This is a genomic window from Escherichia sp. Marseille-Q3837 (assembly GCF_916618735.1).
GTDB lineage: Bacteria > Pseudomonadota > Gammaproteobacteria > Enterobacterales > Enterobacteriaceae > Escherichia > Escherichia ruysiae.
Genome location: NZ_CAKAKC010000001.1, coordinates 2,574,892 through 2,594,296, shown reverse-complemented (window position 1 = coordinate 2,594,296; position 19,405 = coordinate 2,574,892). Strand labels below are relative to the sequence as shown.

General features: G+C 53.9%; 16 protein-coding genes and 1 pseudogene. 3 read left to right on the top strand and 14 right to left on the bottom strand.

What is annotated here, in order from left to right; genetic code table 11:
* Positions 1–3 precede the first annotated feature (3 nt).
* The 4 genes from yehX to bglX all read right to left on the bottom strand — a co-directional run bounded on the left by yehX (position 4) and on the right by bglX (position 5,575).
* Complete coding sequence (gene yehX / locus LG381_RS12105; protein WP_137326307.1) at positions 4–930, bottom strand: glycine betaine ABC transporter ATP binding protein YehX; 927 nt, start codon at positions 928–930, stop codon at positions 4–6.
* Positions 923–2,080 (bottom strand): glycine betaine ABC transporter permease YehY, encoded by a 1,158-nt coding sequence (gene yehY, locus LG381_RS12100; RefSeq protein ID WP_225762457.1) that lies wholly within the window; start codon positions 2,078–2,080, stop codon positions 923–925. The genes yehX and yehY overlap by 8 nt, the downstream gene beginning before the upstream one ends.
* A gap of 6 nt (positions 2,081–2,086) precedes the next feature.
* The gene (gene osmF, locus LG381_RS12095; protein ID WP_225762456.1) at positions 2,087–3,004 is read right to left on the bottom strand and encodes an ABC transporter substrate-binding protein; all 918 of its coding nucleotides are present in this window, start codon (positions 3,002–3,004) and stop codon (positions 2,087–2,089) included.
* Between the two features lie 273 nt (positions 3,005–3,277).
* The gene (gene bglX, locus LG381_RS12090) at positions 3,278–5,575 is read right to left on the bottom strand and encodes a beta-glucosidase BglX (RefSeq protein WP_000871482.1); all 2,298 of its coding nucleotides are present in this window, start codon (positions 5,573–5,575) and stop codon (positions 3,278–3,280) included.
* Positions 5,576–5,770: 195 nt separating this feature from the next.
* Here bglX and dld point away from each other — a divergent pair, with 195 nt between their 5' ends.
* Complete coding sequence (gene dld / locus LG381_RS12085; RefSeq protein ID WP_000097383.1) at positions 5,771–7,486, top strand: D-lactate dehydrogenase; 1,716 nt, start codon at positions 5,771–5,773, stop codon at positions 7,484–7,486.
* 120 nt (positions 7,487–7,606) lie between these two features.
* Here dld and pbpG read toward each other — a convergent pair.
* Positions 7,607–8,540, bottom strand: a pseudogene (pbpG, locus tag LG381_RS12080) (D-alanyl-D-alanine endopeptidase).
* 173 nt (positions 8,541–8,713) lie between these two features.
* A complete protein-coding gene (locus LG381_RS12075; RefSeq protein ID WP_000020073.1) occupies positions 8,714–9,301 on the bottom strand; it encodes a Yip1 family protein in 588 nt (195 codons plus the stop codon).
* 169 nt (positions 9,302–9,470) lie between these two features.
* On the opposite strand from LG381_RS12075, the gene LG381_RS12070 reads away from it, so the two are divergent.
* Positions 9,471–10,049 (top strand): DedA family protein, encoded by a 579-nt coding sequence (locus LG381_RS12070; protein ID WP_032225676.1) that lies wholly within the window; start codon positions 9,471–9,473, stop codon positions 10,047–10,049.
* A 323-nt stretch (positions 10,050–10,372) separates the two neighbouring features.
* Here LG381_RS12070 and LG381_RS12065 read toward each other — a convergent pair whose 3' ends face one another.
* Together LG381_RS12065 and mdtQ are read right to left on the bottom strand one after the other, a co-directional pair.
* Positions 10,373–11,134, bottom strand: coding sequence for an SDR family oxidoreductase (locus tag LG381_RS12065; protein ID WP_225762455.1), 762 nt, complete (start codon positions 11,132–11,134; stop codon positions 10,373–10,375).
* 52 nt (positions 11,135–11,186) lie between these two features.
* The gene (mdtQ, locus tag LG381_RS12060) at positions 11,187–12,623 is read right to left on the bottom strand and encodes a multidrug resistance outer membrane protein MdtQ (RefSeq protein ID WP_225762454.1); all 1,437 of its coding nucleotides are present in this window, start codon (positions 12,621–12,623) and stop codon (positions 11,187–11,189) included.
* 223 nt (positions 12,624–12,846) lie between these two features.
* Here mdtQ and yohP point away from each other — a divergent pair, with 223 nt between their 5' ends.
* Positions 12,847–12,930, top strand: a complete 84-nt coding sequence (gene yohP / locus LG381_RS12055; RefSeq protein WP_000691708.1) for a small membrane protein YohP — start codon at positions 12,847–12,849, stop codon at positions 12,928–12,930.
* A 397-nt stretch (positions 12,931–13,327) separates the two neighbouring features.
* Here yohP and dusC read toward each other — a convergent pair whose 3' ends face one another.
* The 6 genes from dusC to LG381_RS12025 all read right to left on the bottom strand — a co-directional run bounded on the left by dusC (position 13,328) and on the right by LG381_RS12025 (position 19,316).
* Positions 13,328–14,278 carry a tRNA dihydrouridine(16) synthase DusC gene (gene dusC / locus LG381_RS12050; RefSeq protein ID WP_225762453.1) on the bottom strand — a complete coding sequence of 317 codons (951 nt, stop codon included), beginning with the start codon at positions 14,276–14,278 and terminating at the stop codon, positions 13,328–13,330.
* 61 nt (positions 14,279–14,339) lie between these two features.
* Positions 14,340–15,533 carry a 3-hydroxybenzoate 6-monooxygenase gene (locus LG381_RS12045; protein WP_000170146.1) on the bottom strand — a complete coding sequence of 398 codons (1,194 nt, stop codon included), beginning with the start codon at positions 15,531–15,533 and terminating at the stop codon, positions 14,340–14,342.
* A gap of 14 nt (positions 15,534–15,547) precedes the next feature.
* On the bottom strand, positions 15,548–16,192 hold the full coding sequence (gene maiA, locus LG381_RS12040; protein WP_000781173.1) for a maleylacetoacetate isomerase: 645 nt from the start codon (positions 16,190–16,192) through the stop codon (positions 15,548–15,550).
* Positions 16,193–16,200: 8 nt separating this feature from the next.
* The gene (locus tag LG381_RS12035; protein WP_000196041.1) at positions 16,201–16,902 is read right to left on the bottom strand and encodes a fumarylacetoacetate hydrolase family protein; all 702 of its coding nucleotides are present in this window, start codon (positions 16,900–16,902) and stop codon (positions 16,201–16,203) included.
* 15 nt (positions 16,903–16,917) lie between these two features.
* Positions 16,918–17,946, bottom strand: a complete 1,029-nt coding sequence (gtdA, locus tag LG381_RS12030) for a gentisate 1,2-dioxygenase (protein ID WP_000131690.1) — start codon at positions 17,944–17,946, stop codon at positions 16,918–16,920.
* A gap of 11 nt (positions 17,947–17,957) precedes the next feature.
* On the bottom strand, positions 17,958–19,316 hold the full coding sequence (locus tag LG381_RS12025; protein ID WP_000194207.1) for an aromatic acid/H+ symport family MFS transporter: 1,359 nt from the start codon (positions 19,314–19,316) through the stop codon (positions 17,958–17,960).
* Between the last annotated feature and the right edge of the window lie 89 nt (positions 19,317–19,405).

Below are 19,405 nucleotides of genomic sequence, written 5' to 3'. Positions count from 1 at the left end.
CGATTACGCCTCCACCAGCAGATCCTGAAAATGTAATGTGCCGCAAGGTTTACCTTGAGCGTCAACCACCGGCAACACTTCACAACCACGAGCGACAAACAATGAGAGCGCATCACGTAGCGTCATCTCTTCTGCCAGCGCCTCACCTTCAGCGCGTTCGTTGCGGCGCACATAATCAGTCACACTACGTAACGAAAGCAGGCGCACACCCAGTTCACTATGCCCAAAAAACTGGCGGACAAAATCATTCGCTGGACGAGTCAGCATCGTCAGCGGATTGCCCTGCTGCACCACTTCACCATGATCCATCAACACCAGATGTTCTGCCAGCCGTAGCGCCTCATCAATATCATGAGTGACCAGCACAATGGTGCGCCCCAGCAAACGGTGAATGCGCGTCATCTCTTGTTGCAACGCGCCGCGCGTCACCGGATCCAGCGCGCCAAACGGTTCATCCATCAGCAAAACTTGCGGATCGGCAGCCAGCGCACGAGCAACGCCGACTCGCTGCTGCTGACCACCAGAAAGTTGATGTGGATAACGCTCGCGTAAATTCGCCTCCAGCCCCAACAGCGCCATTAATTCGTCGATACGATCGTCAATCCGCGCCCGCGACCATTTTTGTAATTGCGGCACGGTGGCAATGTTTTGCGCCACGCTCCAGTGGGGAAATAAACCTATCGACTGGATGGCGTATCCCATCCGGCGGCGCAACTCCAGCACTGGCAGCGAGCGAATTTCTTCTCCGGCAAAGCGGATCACTCCGCTGTCATGCTCCACCAGGCGATTAATCATTTTCAGGGTGGTGGATTTGCCGGAGCCAGATGTGCCAATCAGCACCGAAAAACTCCCTTCCTGAAAATTGAGATTGAGATCGTTAACGGCTTTTTGTGCGCCGAACAGTTTGCTGACATGGCTAAATTCAATCATTACGTTTCACCTTCAGCAGTGCGATAAGCAAATCGAACAGCGCGTCGGTAAGCACCGCCAGTACAATCACCGGGATCACCCCCAGCAATACTAAATCAATGGCACTGCTTAACAGCCCCTGGAAAACCAGCGCACCAAAACCGCCTGCGCCGATTAACGCCGCAATCACCGCCATGCCGACGGTTTGCACCATCACCACCCGCAGGCTGCGCAGAAATACCGGTAACGCCAGCGGTAACTGCACATACCAAAAACTCTGCGTCCCGCTCATGCCCATCGCTGTGGCGCTCTCCTGCACGTCGCGCGGGATCTGATTCAAGCCCACTACCACGCCGCGCACTAACGGCAGTAACGCGTAGAGCACCAGCGCAATCAGTGCGGGTGTCATTCCGGTTCCTGCTATGCCGATCGTCCCCAGCCACGGAAAGGCAGTCACCAGTCCGGCAAGCGGAGCAATCAGCAGGCCAAAGAGCGCCACCGAAGGCACGGTCTGAATGACATTGAGCAGAGAAAAAATCGCCCCCTGCCGCGCGGTGGAAAAGTAGCACCAGACGCCCAGCGGCACGCCAATCACCAGCGCCGGCAGTACCGAGCCAAACAGCAGGGTCAGATGCTGTGCCAGCGCGTCATCAAACACATCCTGACGGTTGGCGTATTCTTTCATTAGCGAGAGATCGTTAAGCGCGCCGGAGTACAGCAACCACAGCGGAATGATGGCAATCTGCATATGCAACAACCAGCGCCACAGCGGATGCGTGGAGATTCGGCGGATGGCATCACTACAGGCCAGCAGTGCCAGCGCCACAGCCAACCAGAAACCACTGCCGAGGCTGGTACGCGCCAGCACACTGCCATTTTGCACCAGTTGTGTCGCTGCCTTTCCCGCGCCCCACACCAGCAATACGAAGACGAATTGCGCAAGGATGAGTGCAAAAATGCTGCCTTTTCTACCGGGAATAAAACAGGCAGTCAGCCAGGCGCAACCAACGCCCACCAGCATCCAGATCGTTTGCGGCCACAGTTGCCAGAGATGACGCCCTTCACCCGAGACTAAACGATTAGGCGCGTAACTGATAAACGGCAGCGCCGCTGCGATTGCCGTCAGCAACAGCAGCAGCGCCAGAACAGGATTAATACGTAGATAAGTCACGGGAAATTACTTCGTCCACCCTTTTTGTTTCAGGTAGTCGGCAGCCACTTTTTTGGCATCCAGTCCTTCCACTGCAATGCTGGCATTCAGTTGCTGCAATGTTTTTTCATCGAGGCTGGCGAAGACTGGCTGTAGCCACTGTGCCATTTGCGGATACTCCTTCAACACCGATTCACGCACCACTGGTGCAGGCGCGTAGATAGGTTGCACGCCTTGCGGATCGCTTAAGGTTTGCAGCCCCAGCGCCGCGACCGGACCGTCAGTGCCGTAAGCCATTGCGGCATTAACGCCAGAAGTTTGCTGGGCAGCGGCTTTAATCGTTACCGCCGTGTCGCCGCCAGCCAGTGACAGTAACTGATCCTGACCGAGCTTAAAGTCATAGGCTTTTTCAAAAGCGGGTAAGGCATCGGCGCGTTCGATAAACTCTGCCGAGGCCGCAAGTTTGAAGTTGCCCCCCTCTTTCAAATAACGACTGAGATCGGCAAGCGAAGTGAGTTTGTTTTTCTCTGCCACATCCTGACGCACGGCGATGGTCCAGGTGTTATTCGCAGGCGCGGGCGTCAGCCAGATTAACTTGTTTTGCTCTGCATCGAGTTTCTTGACTTTCTCATAGCCCTGTCCGGCATTTTTCCACGCTGCATCGTTTTCATCTTTAAAGAAGAAAGCGCCATTGCCGGTATATTCCGGATAGATATCCAGTTCACCGGAAGTAATCGCCCCGCGCACCACAGGAGTCGTTCCGAGTTGCACTTTATTGACCGTCGGTACGCCGTGGCTTTCGAGTACCTGCAAGATGATGTTGCCGAGTAGCGCGCCTTCGGTATCGATTTTTGAACCGACTTTAACGGGGGAAGCCGCGTGCAGCGGCAGGCTCACGGCTGCCAACATAACCAGTGAACCTGCCCAGACCTTTGAGAGTGGCATGATGCTTTCCTCATTCTTTTACTGTTGTTTTCAGCGAATTAAGAGAAAAGCATAGTTGATAATGGCGGGGTTAGCCTGACTGGGCGGATTCAGTTGCAGAATCAGATAAATACTTAAGAGGCATATTCGGTCCGGCGTTTCCTGCCGGATGCGGCGCAAGCGCCTTATCCGGCCTACAGCGGGTGAAAAATCAACAAGTTGTAACCATTCTGTAGACCTGATAAGCGCAGCGCATCAGGCAAAGGGCGCAAACGTCGCGCCCTTACTAAAGCATTACAGCAACTCAAACTCGCCTTTCTTAACGCGTGCGGAATCAGTGCCGATAAAGACATTGAACTTGCCAGGCTCGGCGTCATATTTCATCTGTTGATTCCAGAACTTCAGCGCCTCGATATCGATCGGGAAGCTGACGGTCTGAGTTTCGCCCGGTTTGAGGGTGATTTTCTCAAAACCTTTCAACTGCTTCACCGGACGGCTCATAGAAGCGGTCACATCCTGCAAATACATCTGAACCACCGTCGCCCCTTCGCGTTTGCCGGTATTCGTCACCTGCACGCTGGCGGTCACTTTGCCGTCACGCTTCATGGTCGGGGCAGAGAGTTTCACATCAGAGACGGTGAACGTGGTATAGCTCAGACCATAACCGAACGGGTACAGCGCCCCGTTAGCTTCATCAAAATAACGCGAAGTGTATTTGTTCGGCTTGTCGGCATTATACGGGCGACCGGTATTCAGATGGCTGTAGTACACAGGGATCTGCCCGACAGAACGCGGGAAGGACATCGGCAGCTTGCCGGACGGGTTGTAATCGCCAAACAATACATCGGCAATCGCATTCCCCCCTTCCGTACCCGCAAACCAGGTTTCCAGAATCGCGTCGGCCTGCTGATCTTCTTTCACCAGCGCCAGCGGACGACCGTTCATCAGCACCAGCACCAGCGGTTTACCGGTGGCTTTCAGCGCCGCAATCAAATCACGCTGACTTTGCGGGATGGTGATATCGGTACGGCTGGAGGCTTCGTGCGCCATCCCCTGAGCTTCACCGACCACAGCCACCACCACATCAGATTGTTTCGCGGTTTGCACCGCTTCATCAATCATCTCTTGCGGCGAGCGCGGATCGACTTTGACCGCTTCTTCATACTGATTCAGGAAATCGATAATGCCTTTGTCACTGGTAACGTTCGCCCCTTTGGCATACAGCACTTTACCGTTTTCACCGACGGCATTTTTAATCCCGGTCAGTACGGTCACGGATTGATCGGCAACACCGGCTGCGGACCAGCTGCCCATCACGTCACGTTTACTGTCCGCCAGTGGCCCAACCACCGCAATGGTGGCCGATTTTTTCAGCGGTAACGTTTCGAGACGGTTTTTCAGCAACACCAGGCTTTCACGCGCCACTTCACGCGCTTCTTTACGGTGCAGGCGGCTTTCGGCATTGGTATCCACCGGGTCAGACTCTTTCGGCCCCAAATGGCTGTATGGGTCGTTAAACAGCCCCATATCATATTTGACGTTCAGTACGTGACGCGCGGCATCGTCCAGCTCTGCCATCGTCACTTTGCCGGATTTGATCAACCCAGGCAGATACTTCGAGTAATACTCGTCGCTCATACTCATGTTGATCCCGGATTTCAGTGCCACGCGCACCGCATCTTCCGGATCTGCCGCCGTACCGTGTTTAATCAGTTCTTTGATTGCGCCATGATCGGAAACGGTGATGCCTTTAAAGCCCCACTGATCGCGCAGCACATCTTTCAGCAGCCAGGAATCGGAGGTGGCTGGCGTGCCGTTCAGCGAGTTCAACGCCACCATCACCGCGCCGCTGCCTGCATCCAGCCCCGCTTTGTACGGCGGCATATAGTCATTAAACAGACGCTGCGGGCTCATATCGACGGTGTTGTACTCTTTACCACCTTCTACCGCGCCGTATGCAGCAAAGTGTTTGACGCTGGTCATCACCGAGTAGCGATCTGCCGGGCTTTTACCCTGCATCGCTTCCACCATGGTTTTACCCATGATTGAGGTCAGATACGTATCTTCGCCAAAACCTTCGGAAGCACGTCCCCAGCGCGGATCGCGCGAGACATCGACCATTGGCGCCCAGGTCATATTCAGGCCATCATCTGCCGCTTCATAAGCAGAGACGCGCCCTACTGTTTTCACCGCATCGAGGTTAAAAGAAGAGGCCAGGCCGAGGCTAATCGGGAAGACAGTGCGCTGACCGTGCAGCACATCATAGGCAAAGAAGAGAGGAATTTTCAGGCGGCTTAATTCCATCACCTGATCCTGCATGGCGCGGATATCCTGACGGGTTACGGTGTTGAAAATCGCCCCAACCTGCCCGTCTTTGATCATCTCGCGGATCGCCTCTTTCGGGTTATCCGGGCCGACGCTGATTAAGCGCAGTTGACCAATCTTCTCATCAACCGTCATTTTTTTGAGCAGTTCGGTGACGAACGCATCACGCGCTTCGGGCGTTAATGGATGGTTACCGAACAAATCATCCGCCAGTGCTGGCTGTAAGGCCAGACTTACCGCGATACCTACTGAACATAGCCATTTCATGTGGATTTTTCTTCCTTTGTTGCCCGACGTGGCAGCGAAAATGGTGCAAAAACCGTAGTTTGCCATAAGCATGATGGAGAGAGAAAAAGAATGCTCAGTTTATTGTCTGAATTTTCAAAATATTCACTCGCTGAATTGTCATACAAGGCGCTATTCTAGTTTGTGATATTTTTTCGCCACCACAAGGAGTGGAAAATGTCTTCCATGACAACAACTGATAATAAAGCCTTTTTGAATGAACTTGCCCGTCTGGTCGGTCATTCACACCTGCTCACCGATCCCGCAAAAACGGCCCGCTATCGCAAGGGCTTCCGTTCTGGTCAGGGCGACGCGCTGGCTGTCGTTTTCCCTGGCTCACTACTGGAATTGTGGCGGGTGCTGAAAGCCTGCGTCACCGCCGACAAAATTATTCTGATGCAGGCCGCTAATACTGGTCTGACCGAAGGCTCGACGCCAAACGGTAACGACTATGATCGCGATATCGTTATCATCAGCACCCTGCGTCTCGACAAACTGCACGTTCTCGGCAAGGGCGAACAAGTGCTGGCCTATCCGGGCACCACGCTCTATTCGCTGGAAAAAGCTCTCAAACCGCTGGGTCGCGAACCGCACTCGGTGATTGGTTCGTCGTGTATAGGTGCATCGGTCATCGGCGGTATCTGTAATAACTCCGGCGGCTCGCTGGTGCAGCGTGGCCCGGCATATACCGAAATGTCGTTATTCGCGCGCATAAATGAAGACGGCAAACTGACGCTGGTGAACCATCTGGGGATTGATCTGGGCGAAACACCAGAGCAGATCCTCAGCAAGCTGGATGACGATCGTATCAAAGAAGATGATGTTCGCCACGATGGTCGTCACGCCCACGATTATGATTATGTTCACCGCGTTAGGGATATTGAAGCCGACACACCCGCACGTTATAACGCCGACCCGGATCGCCTGTTTGAATCCTCCGGTTGCGCCGGAAAACTGGCAGTATTCGCGGTACGTCTTGATACCTTCGAAGCAGAAAAAAATCAGCAGGTGTTTTATATAGGCACCAATCAGCCGGAAGTGCTGACTGAAATCCGCCGCCATATTCTGGCTAATTTCGAAAATCTGCCGGTTGCAGGGGAATATATGCATCGGGATATCTACGATATCGCGGAAAAATATGGCAAAGACACCTTCCTGATGATCGATAAACTTGGCACCGACAAGATGCCTCTCTTCTTTAACATCAAAGGGCGTACCGATGCGATGCTGGAGAAAGTGAAATTCTTCCGTCCGCATTTTACCGACCGTGCGATGCAAAAATTCGGTCATCTGTTCCCCAGCCATTTACCCCCGCGCATGAACAACTGGCGCGATAAATATGAACATCATCTGCTGTTAAAAATGGCGGGCGATGGCATTGGCGAAGCGAAATCGTGGCTGGTGGATTATTTCAAACAGGCTGAAGGTGATTTCTTTGTCTGTACGCCGGAGGAAGGCAGCAAAGCATTTTTACACCGTTTCGCCGCTGCGGGGGCGGCAATTCGTTATCAGGCCGTGCATTCCGATGAAGTCGAAGACATTCTGGCGCTGGATATTGCTCTGCGGCGTAACGATACCGAGTGGTATGAGCATTTGCCACCGGAGATCGACAGCCAGTTGGTACACAAGCTCTATTACGGCCATTTTATGTGCTATGTCTTCCACCAGGATTACATCGTCAAAAAAGGTGTGGATGTACATGCGTTGAAGGAACAGATGCTGGAGCTGTTACGCCAGCGCGGCGCGCAATATCCTGCCGAGCATAACGTCGGTCATTTGTATAAAGCACCGGAGACGTTGCAGAAGTTTTATCGCGAGAACGATCCAACCAACAGTATGAACCCTGGGATCGGTAAAACCAGCAAGCGGAAAAACTGGCAGGAAGCAGAGTAAATATAGCCGGATGCCTGATGCAGATGTAGGCCTGATAAGATGCGCCAGCATCGCATCAGGCATCGTGCCCGAATGCCGGATGCGGCGTAAACGCCTGATCCGGCCTACAGGCAAGCAAACTTAATCGTTCTGTGCCGTCTGCCCCGCCGCCGCCATCTGAGCGGCTTTTTGTTTTTTTATAGCTCAACGCCGCAGCCGGAACAGGCATCACTTTACCGGTTTCAATCCAGGTACGCAGGCGGCTAGCATCGGCAAAATGGGTATATTTGCCAAATGCATCCATCACCACCAGCGCCACCGGTTTATTATTGATAACCGTGCGCATCACCAGGCAATGCCCTGCGGCATTGGTAAAACCGGTTTTGGTTAACTGAATATTCCAGTTATCGCGATAAACCAGATGGTTAGTATTGCGGAACGGCAGGGTGTACGTCGGATTAGAGAAGGTCGCCATATCTTCACGGGTGGTACTCAACTGACCGATCAACGGATATTGTTTGCTGGCAATCAACAATTTGGTCAGGTCACGGGCCGTCGAAACGTTATGCACCGACAACCCGGTCGGTTCAACAAAGCGCGTGTTGTTCATTCCGAGCGACTTCGCTTTCGCATTCATCGCTTTAATAAAAGCGTTATAACCACCAGGATAATGGTGCGCCAGGCTTGCCGCCGCGCGGTTTTCCGAAGACATCAGCGCCAACAACAGCATATCTTTACGGCTGATTTCGCTGTTCAGTCGCACGCGCGAATAGACCCCTTTCATCTCTGGCGTCTGGCTGATATCCACTTTCAGTTTTTCATCCAGCGGCAGTCGTGCGTCAAGCACCACCATTGCGGTCATTAATTTGGTGATTGACGCAATCGGACGCACCAGATCCGGGTGGTTCGAATAGATCACTTTGTTGGTATTCAGATCAACAATCATCGCACTACCGGAAGCGATTTCCGGCTGCGAAGCTGTGGTAGCGGCGGTCGTTTTCGCAACGGCCTGCGGTGCAAAAGGCACAGCCAGCATTAGAGCCAGGCTAAATAAAGAAACTCGAAATTTCGGCATGATGAGCATTCAGATAGTGGTTCACGCGCACGGGTTGCGCACCGCCGGAGTAAGGATTTACTGAGGCTAGCGACGCCATCATAACGAGCAAAAAGTGCGATCGTCAAAGGAGAATCGTGAGGAAATGCTGCATTGCTGACATTTACGCCAGCAATGCAACGCAAAAGAACTTTCTAGAACAGCCGATAACCGTACCCCCACAGAATAACGGTAATAGCGAGCAGCACTTCCAGCACCAGTACGCCAATCGCCAGCGTCGAACTGGAGAAACTAAGACCTTCCTCTTTGTTGATATTCAGGAAGCTCGGAATACCGAGATAAAGCAGATAGCCGGTGTAAAACAGCGCCACCGTGCCGACCAGCGCGCACAGCCAAACCAGCGGATAAAGCGCCACCAGGCCGCTTAAAAACAGCGGCGTTGCGACATATCCGGCAAAGACCATACAGTGCGCAAGCGATGGACGTTGCGGATATTTGCGCGCCATCCACCAGATGACTCGCCCCATCACCGCGACCCCTGCCAGCATAACGCCATAAAACAGGACAGCCAGCGCCAGTCCGGTAAACCAGGATAACTTCAGGATAGTGCCATCGCCAAAATTCCAGCCAATTTGCGTGGTGCCAATGAAGGCACAGATCACCGGAATCGCCGCCATCAGCAAAACGTGGTGGGTGTAGTGATGAGAAATCGTTTCGTTTTCACGATTAATCACCTGCATTTCACGATCGGGATGGGAAAACAGTCCCCAGACATGGCTCATACCGCCCCCTTTTTGTGAGTTGCTGAACCTGACAGTTCAAGTATAAGTCAGCTTGTGGTTATTTTTTGCCCTGTTGTGAAATTTGCGTCGCGTGATGAAACGCCTTTTTCTGCGCAAACAATTCACAGGGTGTATGCTTACAGGCAACCAAAGGGAGACAGACTGGCCTATGGATCTCAATACACTCATCTCACAATATGGTTATGCCGCGCTGGTGCTCGGCAGTCTGGCAGAGGGTGAAACCGTGACTTTGCTGGGAGGCGTTGCGGCACATCAGGGATTATTAAAATTCCCGCTGGTGGTTCTTTCTGTGGCGCTTGGCGGCATGATTGGCGACCAGGTGCTTTATCTGTGCGGACGGCGGTTTGGCGGCAAGCTGTTGCGTCGTATCTCAAAGCATCAGGATAAAATTGAGCGGGCACAGAAACTGATCCAGCGCCATCCGTATCTGTTTGTTATTGGCACGCGTTTTATGTATGGCTTTCGGGTCATTGGCCCGACGCTGATTGGTGCCAGCCAGTTGCCACCGAAAATCTTTCTGCCGCTGAATATTCTCGGCGCATTTGCCTGGGCGTTGATTTTTACCACTATCGGTTACGCCGGTGGTCAGGTGATAGCGCCGTGGTTGCACAGTCTTGATCAGCATCTGAAACACTGGGTCTGGTTGATTCTGGTCGTGGTTCTGGTGGTTGGCGTGCGCTGGTGGCTGAAACGGCGCGGGAAGAAAAAGCCGAATAATCAGGCATAAAGCAGTTGCCCCAGATAAGTCGTTCGCGCCGCATCCGACACCGGGTGCACCATGCCTGATGCGACGCTGGCGCGTCTTATCATGCCTACCAAACGTGACCGGCCTGTAGGTCGGATAAGGCGTTCACGCGCATCCGACACCGGGTGCACCATGCCTGATGCGACGCTGGCGCGTCTTATCATGCCTACCAACGTGACCGGCCTGTAGGTCGGATAAGGCGTTCACGCCGCATCCGACACCGGGTGCACCATGCCTGATGCGACGCTGGCGCGTCTTATCATGCCTACAACATACCCATTGAAATATCCACATATCCCATTGCGCTACTCCGGTTTAAACTGCGGATTCGCCAGCATAAAACCGCCATCGACAATCAACGACTGCCCGGTGGTGTAATTTGCGCCTTCGGAACATAGCCAGGCCACCAGACTGGCAATCTCATGCGTTGTGCCGAAACGCCGCAGGGGAATTGATGGCTCTGCATCGGGCTTCACGTCGCCGTCATCCATGCCGTTCATCGGCGTGGCGATGGCACCTGGCGCGACCGCATTCACCAGAATCTTATGCCTGACCAGTTCGAGCGCCATCGCTTTGGTTAACCCGCCGAGTGCATGTTTAGCGGCGGTGTAGGCGCTGGCATCCGGCAGCGGCGTATGTTCATGTACCGATGTAATGTTGATGATGCGACCACCTTGCCCCTGTTTCACCATCTGGCGGGCGGCAATTTGCGAGCATAAAAAAGCACCATCGACATCAACGGTAAAAATCTTGCGCCACTCATCAAAAGCCATATCAAGAAACGGCGCTTTGGTCATCGCTCCCGCGTTATTCACCAGCACATCAATACGCCCCAGTCGTTGAATGAGTTTCTCCAGCGCCTGCGCACCTTCTGGTAGATTGCCGAGATCCAGTTGCACCATCTCCGCACGGACGCCGTAGCTAACCACTTCACGCGCGGTTTCTTTTGCCCCTTCTTCATCTGAGTGCCAGGTAACGCCTATATCAAAACCCTGTTGCGCCAGTAATAACGCGCACTCTTTACCGATCCCCGAATCGGAGGCGGTAATTATCGCGACCTGTGCCATAGAGTTCTCCACTTAACGCTGAATAAACGTTAAGTATAGAAGGCGCATATCATCAGCGTTTGTAGCCCCCACCCAGCGCGCCGGTGAGTTGAACGGAGGCATCCAGCCACTGCCCCTGCAAGAGCAGACCGTTCGCCCGCTCACGCAGCGCCGGGATTCTTGCCTCGCTGACGCGGGAACCAGCAATGATGCCCGCGTTAAAACGCGCCTGCGCCAGACCAACGACTCGCAGGGCATCGCGCTCAATTTGCGCCTGATGCTGGTTTTTCTCCGCCAGTGTCTGAACCTGACTGGCTGCCCGCGCCACGTCATTTACCGCTTCAACCACCGCTTTGTTGTAGCTGGCGATAGACAAGTTGCTTTCGGCTTTCGCAATATCGAGATTGGCGTTAAGACGGCCGCTATCGAAAATAGGTAGCGTCAAACCTGCCGTAACGCCCATTTGCTGCGCGGAATGGCGGAACAGATCGCTTAAGTGCAATGCATCTTGTTGCAGGAAGGCCATCAGGTTTATGTCGGGGTAAAAGGCCGCTTTTGCCGCGTCGATGCTGCTTAAGGATGATTCAACGTACCAGTGCGCCGCCTGCAAATCGGCACGGCGTGCCAGCAAGGAATAACCCAGTTCATCAGGAAGCTGGCTTGCCACTTCAGGCAGCACGACCGGATGCAGCTTTAAGGCGCTCGTCTGGCTGTTAGTCAGCGCACTTAACCGCGCCTCAATAATTTTCATTTTTCCCGCCGCATCGTTGCGCTGCTGCCGGGTTTTACTGGCATTAATATCGGTTTCCACACCTTCAACCGAAGAGGTAATTCCGTTTTGATACAACTGGCGATCGGTCGCGATAATGGTGTTCTGCTCTTTTTCGATTTGCTGCAAGACAGTATTTAACGCCGCCTGGGTTTGCCACTCCCAGTACAGACGTGCCACGCTGCCAGCCAGCAATTGGCGAGTTTGCTCGCGTTCCGCCACCCGTGCTTTAACCGTACCCAGGCGAGCAGTAACCTCCGCCCGATTCTTTCCCCAGATATCAAGATGCCAGCCCGCCGTTAAGCCCAAAGTACCGTTGGTGTACCACGGACCGGTCGTACCTGCCGCAGGATCGTTCAGAGCAAACGGCCCCATTAACCCTTCTGCCGACATTTTTTGCCGCTCCATATCCGCAGAAAAGTCGATCTGCGGACCATCCTGAGTGGCTACAGCTTTCGCCTGAGCTTCAGCCAGTTGAATGCGCTGTTCAGCCACCTGCATATCCGGTGCGTTCTGTAGTGCATTGTTAATTAATGAAGTGAGTTGATTATCGTGATATTCCAGCCACCACTGACTGTCTGGCCAACCATTCTTCAGCGCCATGGGTAATGCGGTGTCAACTTGTGCAGCGGGCGTTTGCTGGCTTAACGCCTGGCGGGTTTCGTGCACAGGCGCACACCCGGCCAGCATCAGTAACAGCGGAAAACAGGCGATGGCTGGATAAAAGGAATCACGATTCATGGGGGAATAATCAGGTAAGAAAAGGTGCGCGGAGATTACCGTGTGTTGCGATATATTTTTTAGTTTCGCGTGGCAATACATCACTGGCAATAAAACGACATATCCAGAAAAACATACAGTAAGTAAATGATATTCTCCGATTTATCTTAATCGGTTATGAATAACGGCAAAGGGTTTTATTTTTTCCTATACTTACTCAGCACTCACAAATAAAGGAACGCCAATGAAAATTATACTCTGGGCTGTATTGATTATTTTCCTGATTGGGCTACTGGTGGTGACTGGCGTATTTAAGATGATATTTTAAAATATCAGATAAACCAGATATGACATATAGGTAGTCAGGTTAGTCATTAGATGTTTTGTGTACTTGATTTACAAACAGCTCCGGTGTTGGTGGCGTCAAAATCGCCGAGGCGTTCCCTGGAGGCCGGGGCAGCCCACATGGATGTGGGCTGAGGGCGCGTCTTACAGGGATGTTACCTCGCGCCCGACCCGGTAGCCGTAAGGGATAAGCCGAGGGCACCGCGCAGCGGCGATTTTGTTCGCCAGAGCCCGGGGGTGCAGGGGGCGGCGGCGATTGGCCGCCCCCTGCGCGCTCCTTGCGCCAGTTGTGATATATGGCTTAGCTCATGAAAGGAGCGCAACAAAATGATGAAGCTGAATAAGCGATTTATTGTCTCTAATATGCTGCGATTCCACTATTATCGCAGCTTATCTATATCAATTGCCTGAATAGCCCTTGCAATATCAGGGGAATTATTCAACACCCGAACATGCTGAAATAATTCCGTTGCTTCATCGTATTCTTTACGCAAATAACTCAACCACTGTTTAATTCGCGCGACATGATATAGCCCGGTATCGCCCTGCTTTTCCAGACGGGTATATTTTTGCAGCAAAGCAACCACCTCCGGCCACGGCATTCGCGGTTCGTTATATTTTACCACCCGGCTCAGGTTGGGAATATTCAGCGCCCCGCGACCAATCATTACCGCGTCGCAGCCGCTCATCGCCATACATTGTTGCGCACTCTGCCAGTCCCAGATTTCACCGTTGGCAATCACCGGAATATTCAGCCGCTGGCGAATTTCGCCAATCGCCTGCCAGTCAATATGCTCCGCACGGTAGCCCTGCTCTTTTGTCCGCCCATGCACCACCAGTTCCGTGGCGCCAGCCTGTTGAACAGCATCGGCAATTTCAAACTTCTTATCGCCGCTGTCCCAGCCAAGCCGCACTTTCACGCTGACGGGCAAATGCGCCGGTACAGCTTCGCGCATCGCTTTTGCCCCCTGGTAGATGAGCTCGGGATCTTTGAGTAACGTCGCCCCGCCGCCGCTACCGTTAACCGTTTTCGATGGGCAACCGCAATTGAGATCCACGCCCCAGGAGCCTAACTCCACCGCACGAGCGGCATTTTCCGCCAGCCATTGCGGGAACTGCCCCAGCAGTTGTACGCGCACCAGCGTACCGGATAGCGTTCGACTGGCATTTTGTAGTTCAGGGCAAATGCGATGAAAGACTTTTACCGGCAGCAGTTGATCGACCACGCGGACAAATTCGGTGATGCACAGATCGTAGTCGTTAACTTCGGTCAGCAATTCACGCACCAGAGAGTCAAGCACACCCTCCATCGGCGCCAGTAGTACACGCATATCATCACCCGCAAAAAAATGAGGCGCTATGGTAGCGCCTCCGGTCAGCGGATTAAAGTGCTCAGCGTGGTTGCAGACAGTTATCTTCTTTCCAGCCGTACAGCCACTCCATACCACGATAAAACTCTGCCTGCGATTTCCCTTTCCACAGCAGGTTACGTACCTGGCGTTCGACCCCCGCAGCGTGGTATACCCGCCCCATTTCACGGGTTGACCAGACGATGCGCGCGGTGCGTGGAATACGTACCGACTCATACAGCGCAAAGGCTTGTGCCGCATCGCCGTCACATTCTGCCAGCGCCTTACCGAGCGTCACCGCGTCTTCCAGTGCCATACAGGCACCCTGCGCCATATATTGCGCCACCGGATGCGCCGCATCGCCCACCAGCGTTATGCGCTTCGTTCCCCACTTCGCCACCGGTTCGCGGTCGGCAGTTGACCAGCGTCGCCATGAGGTCGGTTTATCCAGCATCTGACGCGGGCGTGGATGAATGCCTTCAAAATAGGAGAGCACTTCCTCTTTGCTGCCATCCTTCACGCCCCACTCTTCCTGCTGGCGACTGTGGAATGTCACCACCAGGTTATACTGCTTGCCGCCGCGCAAAGGGTAATGCACCAGGTGACAGTGCGGCCCCGCCCACAGTACCGGCGCGTTAATACGCAAATCTTCCGGCATATCGGCACAATCGATAACCGCACGGTAGACCACATGCCCGGTAACGCGCGGCACATCGCCTAATAAGCTCTGACGCACCACTGACTTCACGCCATCACAACCAATCAGAATATCGCCGCTCCAGCTATTGCCGCGATCGTCAAAAACGGTGACATCGTCTTCCGTCTCACGAATATCCACCACCTGTGTGGAGGTGTGATATTCGACGTCCGGATGCGTCAGTACCGCTTCCCACACCGAGGCATGGATATCAACGCGATGGATCACCGCGTAAGGGCCGCCAAAATGGTCACGAAAGGCCTGCCCGGTTTCAATGCGCACCACCTCTTCGGCGTTTACTGCGTCCATCATGGTGATGTGATCGGTAAACACCGCGCGCTGACGGGCAATTTCCCCGACGCCAAGACTGTCCAGCGCCGAAAACGCGTTTGGCCCCAACTGGATGCCTGCGCCAATCTCACCGATTTCATGTGCCTTTTCCAGCAGCACGACTTTGATCCCCAGGCGGGCCAGTGACAGCGCAGTTGCCGCACCGCCGATCCCGCCTCCCACAATTACTGCGCGTGTCACTTTCGTCATTATGCTTCTCCTGGTCAGGCTGAAATTTTATCTTGTTGATTTTCTGGCGCGGCAGCTATAAATGCTGGCAGCTGCGTGCAGGCGTCGTACACCACTTTACAGCGCGGATATGCACTCAGGTCGCAGTTCATGCGTAACGCATTTGCCCACTGTGGGACAAGGCAGCAGTCTGCCAGCGTCGGCGTCTCGCCCACACAAAATTGCCCCGACTGGCTCTGGCGCAGCAGTTGTTCCACTGCGCTTAACCCTTGCTGGATCCAGTGCGCATACCAGCGTTTTTTCTCTTCTTCACTGACGTTCAGTTCTTCGGTCAGGTAGCGCAGCACACGCAAATTATTCAGAGGATGAATGTCGCAAGCGATGGCATAAACAATTTCCAGGACTTTATTGCGAGCCGGTTCTTCCTGCGGCAACAGCGGAACTTGTGGATAATGACGATCCAGCCAGTCAATTATCGCCAGCGATTGACCGAGTGACTCGCCATCATCGGTCAGCAGCGTCGGCACCAGCCCGACCGGATTCATCCGCCGGTAGGCCAGTTCGTTTTGCTGACCAATGCGGATATTCACCCCTTCGGTCTGGTAATCGATACCCTTTAGCGCCAGCGCGATACGCACCCGGTACGACGCTGAACTATTAAAAAAACTGTACAGCTTCATCTTGCACCTCAGACAATCTTCACCGCGATAGGGGTTAAACCCTCGACGTTGCCCGTGATCACATCGCCTTTCACCACCGGGCCAACACCTTCCGGCGTGCCGGTGAAGATCAGATCGCCCGGTTGCAGTTCAAAGAAGCCGGACAGGTAGCTGATGGTTTCATTCACTGACCAGATGAGATGACGAATATCGCTGCGCTGATGATCTTCGCCGTTAACCTGTAACCAGATTGGCGCGTTATCAATACCGCCGGTTTCGCTGGCTTTGTGCAGCGGCGCGATCGGCGCAGAGAGATCAAACGCTTTGCCGATTTCCCACGGGCGTCCCATCTGGCGCATTTCCATTTGACGATCGCGACGGGTCATATCAAGCCCCGTGGCATAACCCCAGACATATTCATGCGCGTTTTCCAGCGGGATATCGCTGCCCTTTTTGCCAATCGCCACCACCAGTTCAATTTCATAATGGTAGTTATCAGTCTGTGCCGGATACGGCAGCGCCAGCGTTTCGCCTGCGGCAACCGGAACAACGGCATCCGCTGGTTTGCAGAAGAAGAATGGCGGTTCACGATCCGGATCGAAGCCCATTTCGCGGGCGTGGGCAGCATAGTTACGTCCGACGCAGTAAACGCGACGCACGGGGAATTGTTCATCACTGCCAACAACCGGTACGGTAACGGGCGCTTGCGGTTCGAATACATATTGAGTCATTTTTTCTCTCCCAAATTAATAACGCGCTTCGCGGAACAGCCCCAGGGCTTCTTGTACCGGTCTGTCCGAAAAACTAAATAAAACGGTATCTTGCGTGGTCTGGAATGACACGCCGTGCCAGGTCGGCACCACGAAGATATCTTTTGCACTAAAGGTGAAGGTTTCATTGCCGATAGTGACCAGCCCGCCGCCTTCCACCACGTGGTAGATGGTGCTGTCAGTTGTGCGCGCCACGCGGGAGGCGAACCCTTTCGGCAACAGTTGCAGGAAAGCGCCCATCGACGGCATCGGATACCCGCCAGTGACCGGGTTGACGTAGCGCATTTTGTAGCCATCCCACTCATCGGCATCGCCCAGGCGGGTTAAATCGTGCAGCACTTCGCGGCTGCGGTCATAACGGTAGTTAAAGATCGGCGAGGAGTTCCCCGTCTGATGGCGCAGCGGCAACATATTGGCGGCATAACGCGGCAGATAATCCCCCTCTTTGCGCGTTACCGGTTGTTGCTCTTCCGGATAATCTTCGGCAAAACCGCAGCCCAGAGTGTTCACTAATGGCAGATCCAGTCCATCCAGCCAGATAACCGGTTCGTCGCCAGGATTACCGTGATCGTGCCAGCGCCACTGCGGGGTCAGGATAAAATCGCCCTCATTCATTGGCGTGCGTTCGCCATCAACGGCGGTAAATGCGCCTTTACCTTCAACAATAAAACGCAGCGCCGACTGGTTATGACGATGGCTTGGTGCCACTTCGCCTGGCATGATCAGTTGCAAACCGGCATACAAGGTGGCGGTAATAGAGGACTGACCGCGCAGCGCCGGGTTTTCCAGCACCAGTACGCGACGCACCGCCTCTTTCGCGCCAATCAGGCTGCCACTTTCCAGCAACAACGGGCGGATCTCCTGATAATTCCAGTACGCTGGCGCGCAATTAGCGTTGGGCGTTTTCGGCACCAGATGGTGCAACGACTCCCACAGCGGGGTCAGGTTTTGCCCGGAAATGTGTTGATAAAATTGCTCGCGGCTATTTTGATTGTTATCAGTCATTGAGATGCTCCTTATTCGTTCACAACGCCTGCGCGAGGCAGTGAGTCAGGGACAGAGGTCGACTGGCGAACGACGGTAATCAGCAGCGTTAACATCACCGCACTGATCGCCGCAGGCACAGCGATAATGAAAAACAGAGTGTCGAAAGAGAAATTCATCGCCATCATCACGCCGCCAGAAAGCGAACCGACAATCGCGCCGCAGCGGCCGACGGCGTTTGACCAGCTCACGCCCGTGGCGCGACTTTGTGTCGGGTAGAGCGTGGCGGTCAGCGCGTTCAGCCCCACTTGCGATCCGCTGATACCAATGCCAGTGCCAAAGACAGCCAGTGCCATCAGCCATAATCCGTCCTGACTTAAGCCAATCATCACGATGCATACAACGCCTATGGCATAGCTCAGCGCCAACACGCGGAAAGGATTGAATTTATCCATCAGTACGCCCAGCGCCAGCGCGCCCAACGTGCCGCCAATCTGGAATGCGGCGGTGACCCAGGACGCATGTTGCAGGTCGATACCACGATGGTTAAGCAACGTCGGCATCCAGCTTGAGAGCAGGTAAATGATCAGCAGGCTCATGAAGAAAACGACCCACAGCATCAACGTGATGGTTAACTGACGCCCGGCAAACAACTGGCGAATGCTGCCTTTGGCAATAGCGGCTGGTTCATTGAGATAAAAGTGGGTATCGACATAACGCTCGCGAGTCATGGCACTCACGGTTTTTGCAATTACCGCCTGCGGTAACTGGCGACGCACCTGCCAGCGTGGCGATTCCGGCAAAACCACCACCAGCGCGACAAATAAAATCAGCGGTAATACGCCTCCCAGCACCAGAATGCCGTGCCAGCCAATCACCGGCACCAGTTGCGCGCTGACAATCCCGCCAAAGGCTGACCCCAGCGTGAAACCGCAAAACATCAGCGTTACCAGCGCGCCTCGACGACGAGCTGGCAGATATTCCGACGTCATGGTGATGGTATTCGGCATTGCGCCGCCAAGCCCTAACCCGGTGAGAAAGCGCAGGATTACCAGTGTTTGCAGATCTGGTGAAAAAGCAGAGGCAAGACTTAACGCACCAAATAAAAAGACGCACAACTCAATGACCCGTTTACGACCAAAGCGATCCGACAACGGGCCGCAAAGCAGCGCGCCTGCGGTTAATCCCAACAGACCCGCGCCAAACAGCGGCGCGAGATCGCCTGCGGAGAGTTGCCAGTGAGTACGAATATCGGGAGCGATAAAGCCGATAGCCGCCGTGTCAAAACCATCGAGCATTACCACCAGAAAACAGCAGATGATAACGCGCCACTGCATCTTGCCGACCGGAGCGGCATCGATCAGTGCTTGTAAATCACGTCGTTGAGTCATAGTGAATGCCTCAGTGCAGGTAAGGTAGATGTTTCTATTGTTTTGTATATGTTGCGATATTGTGATTAAAGAGATGAAATGTACAATGG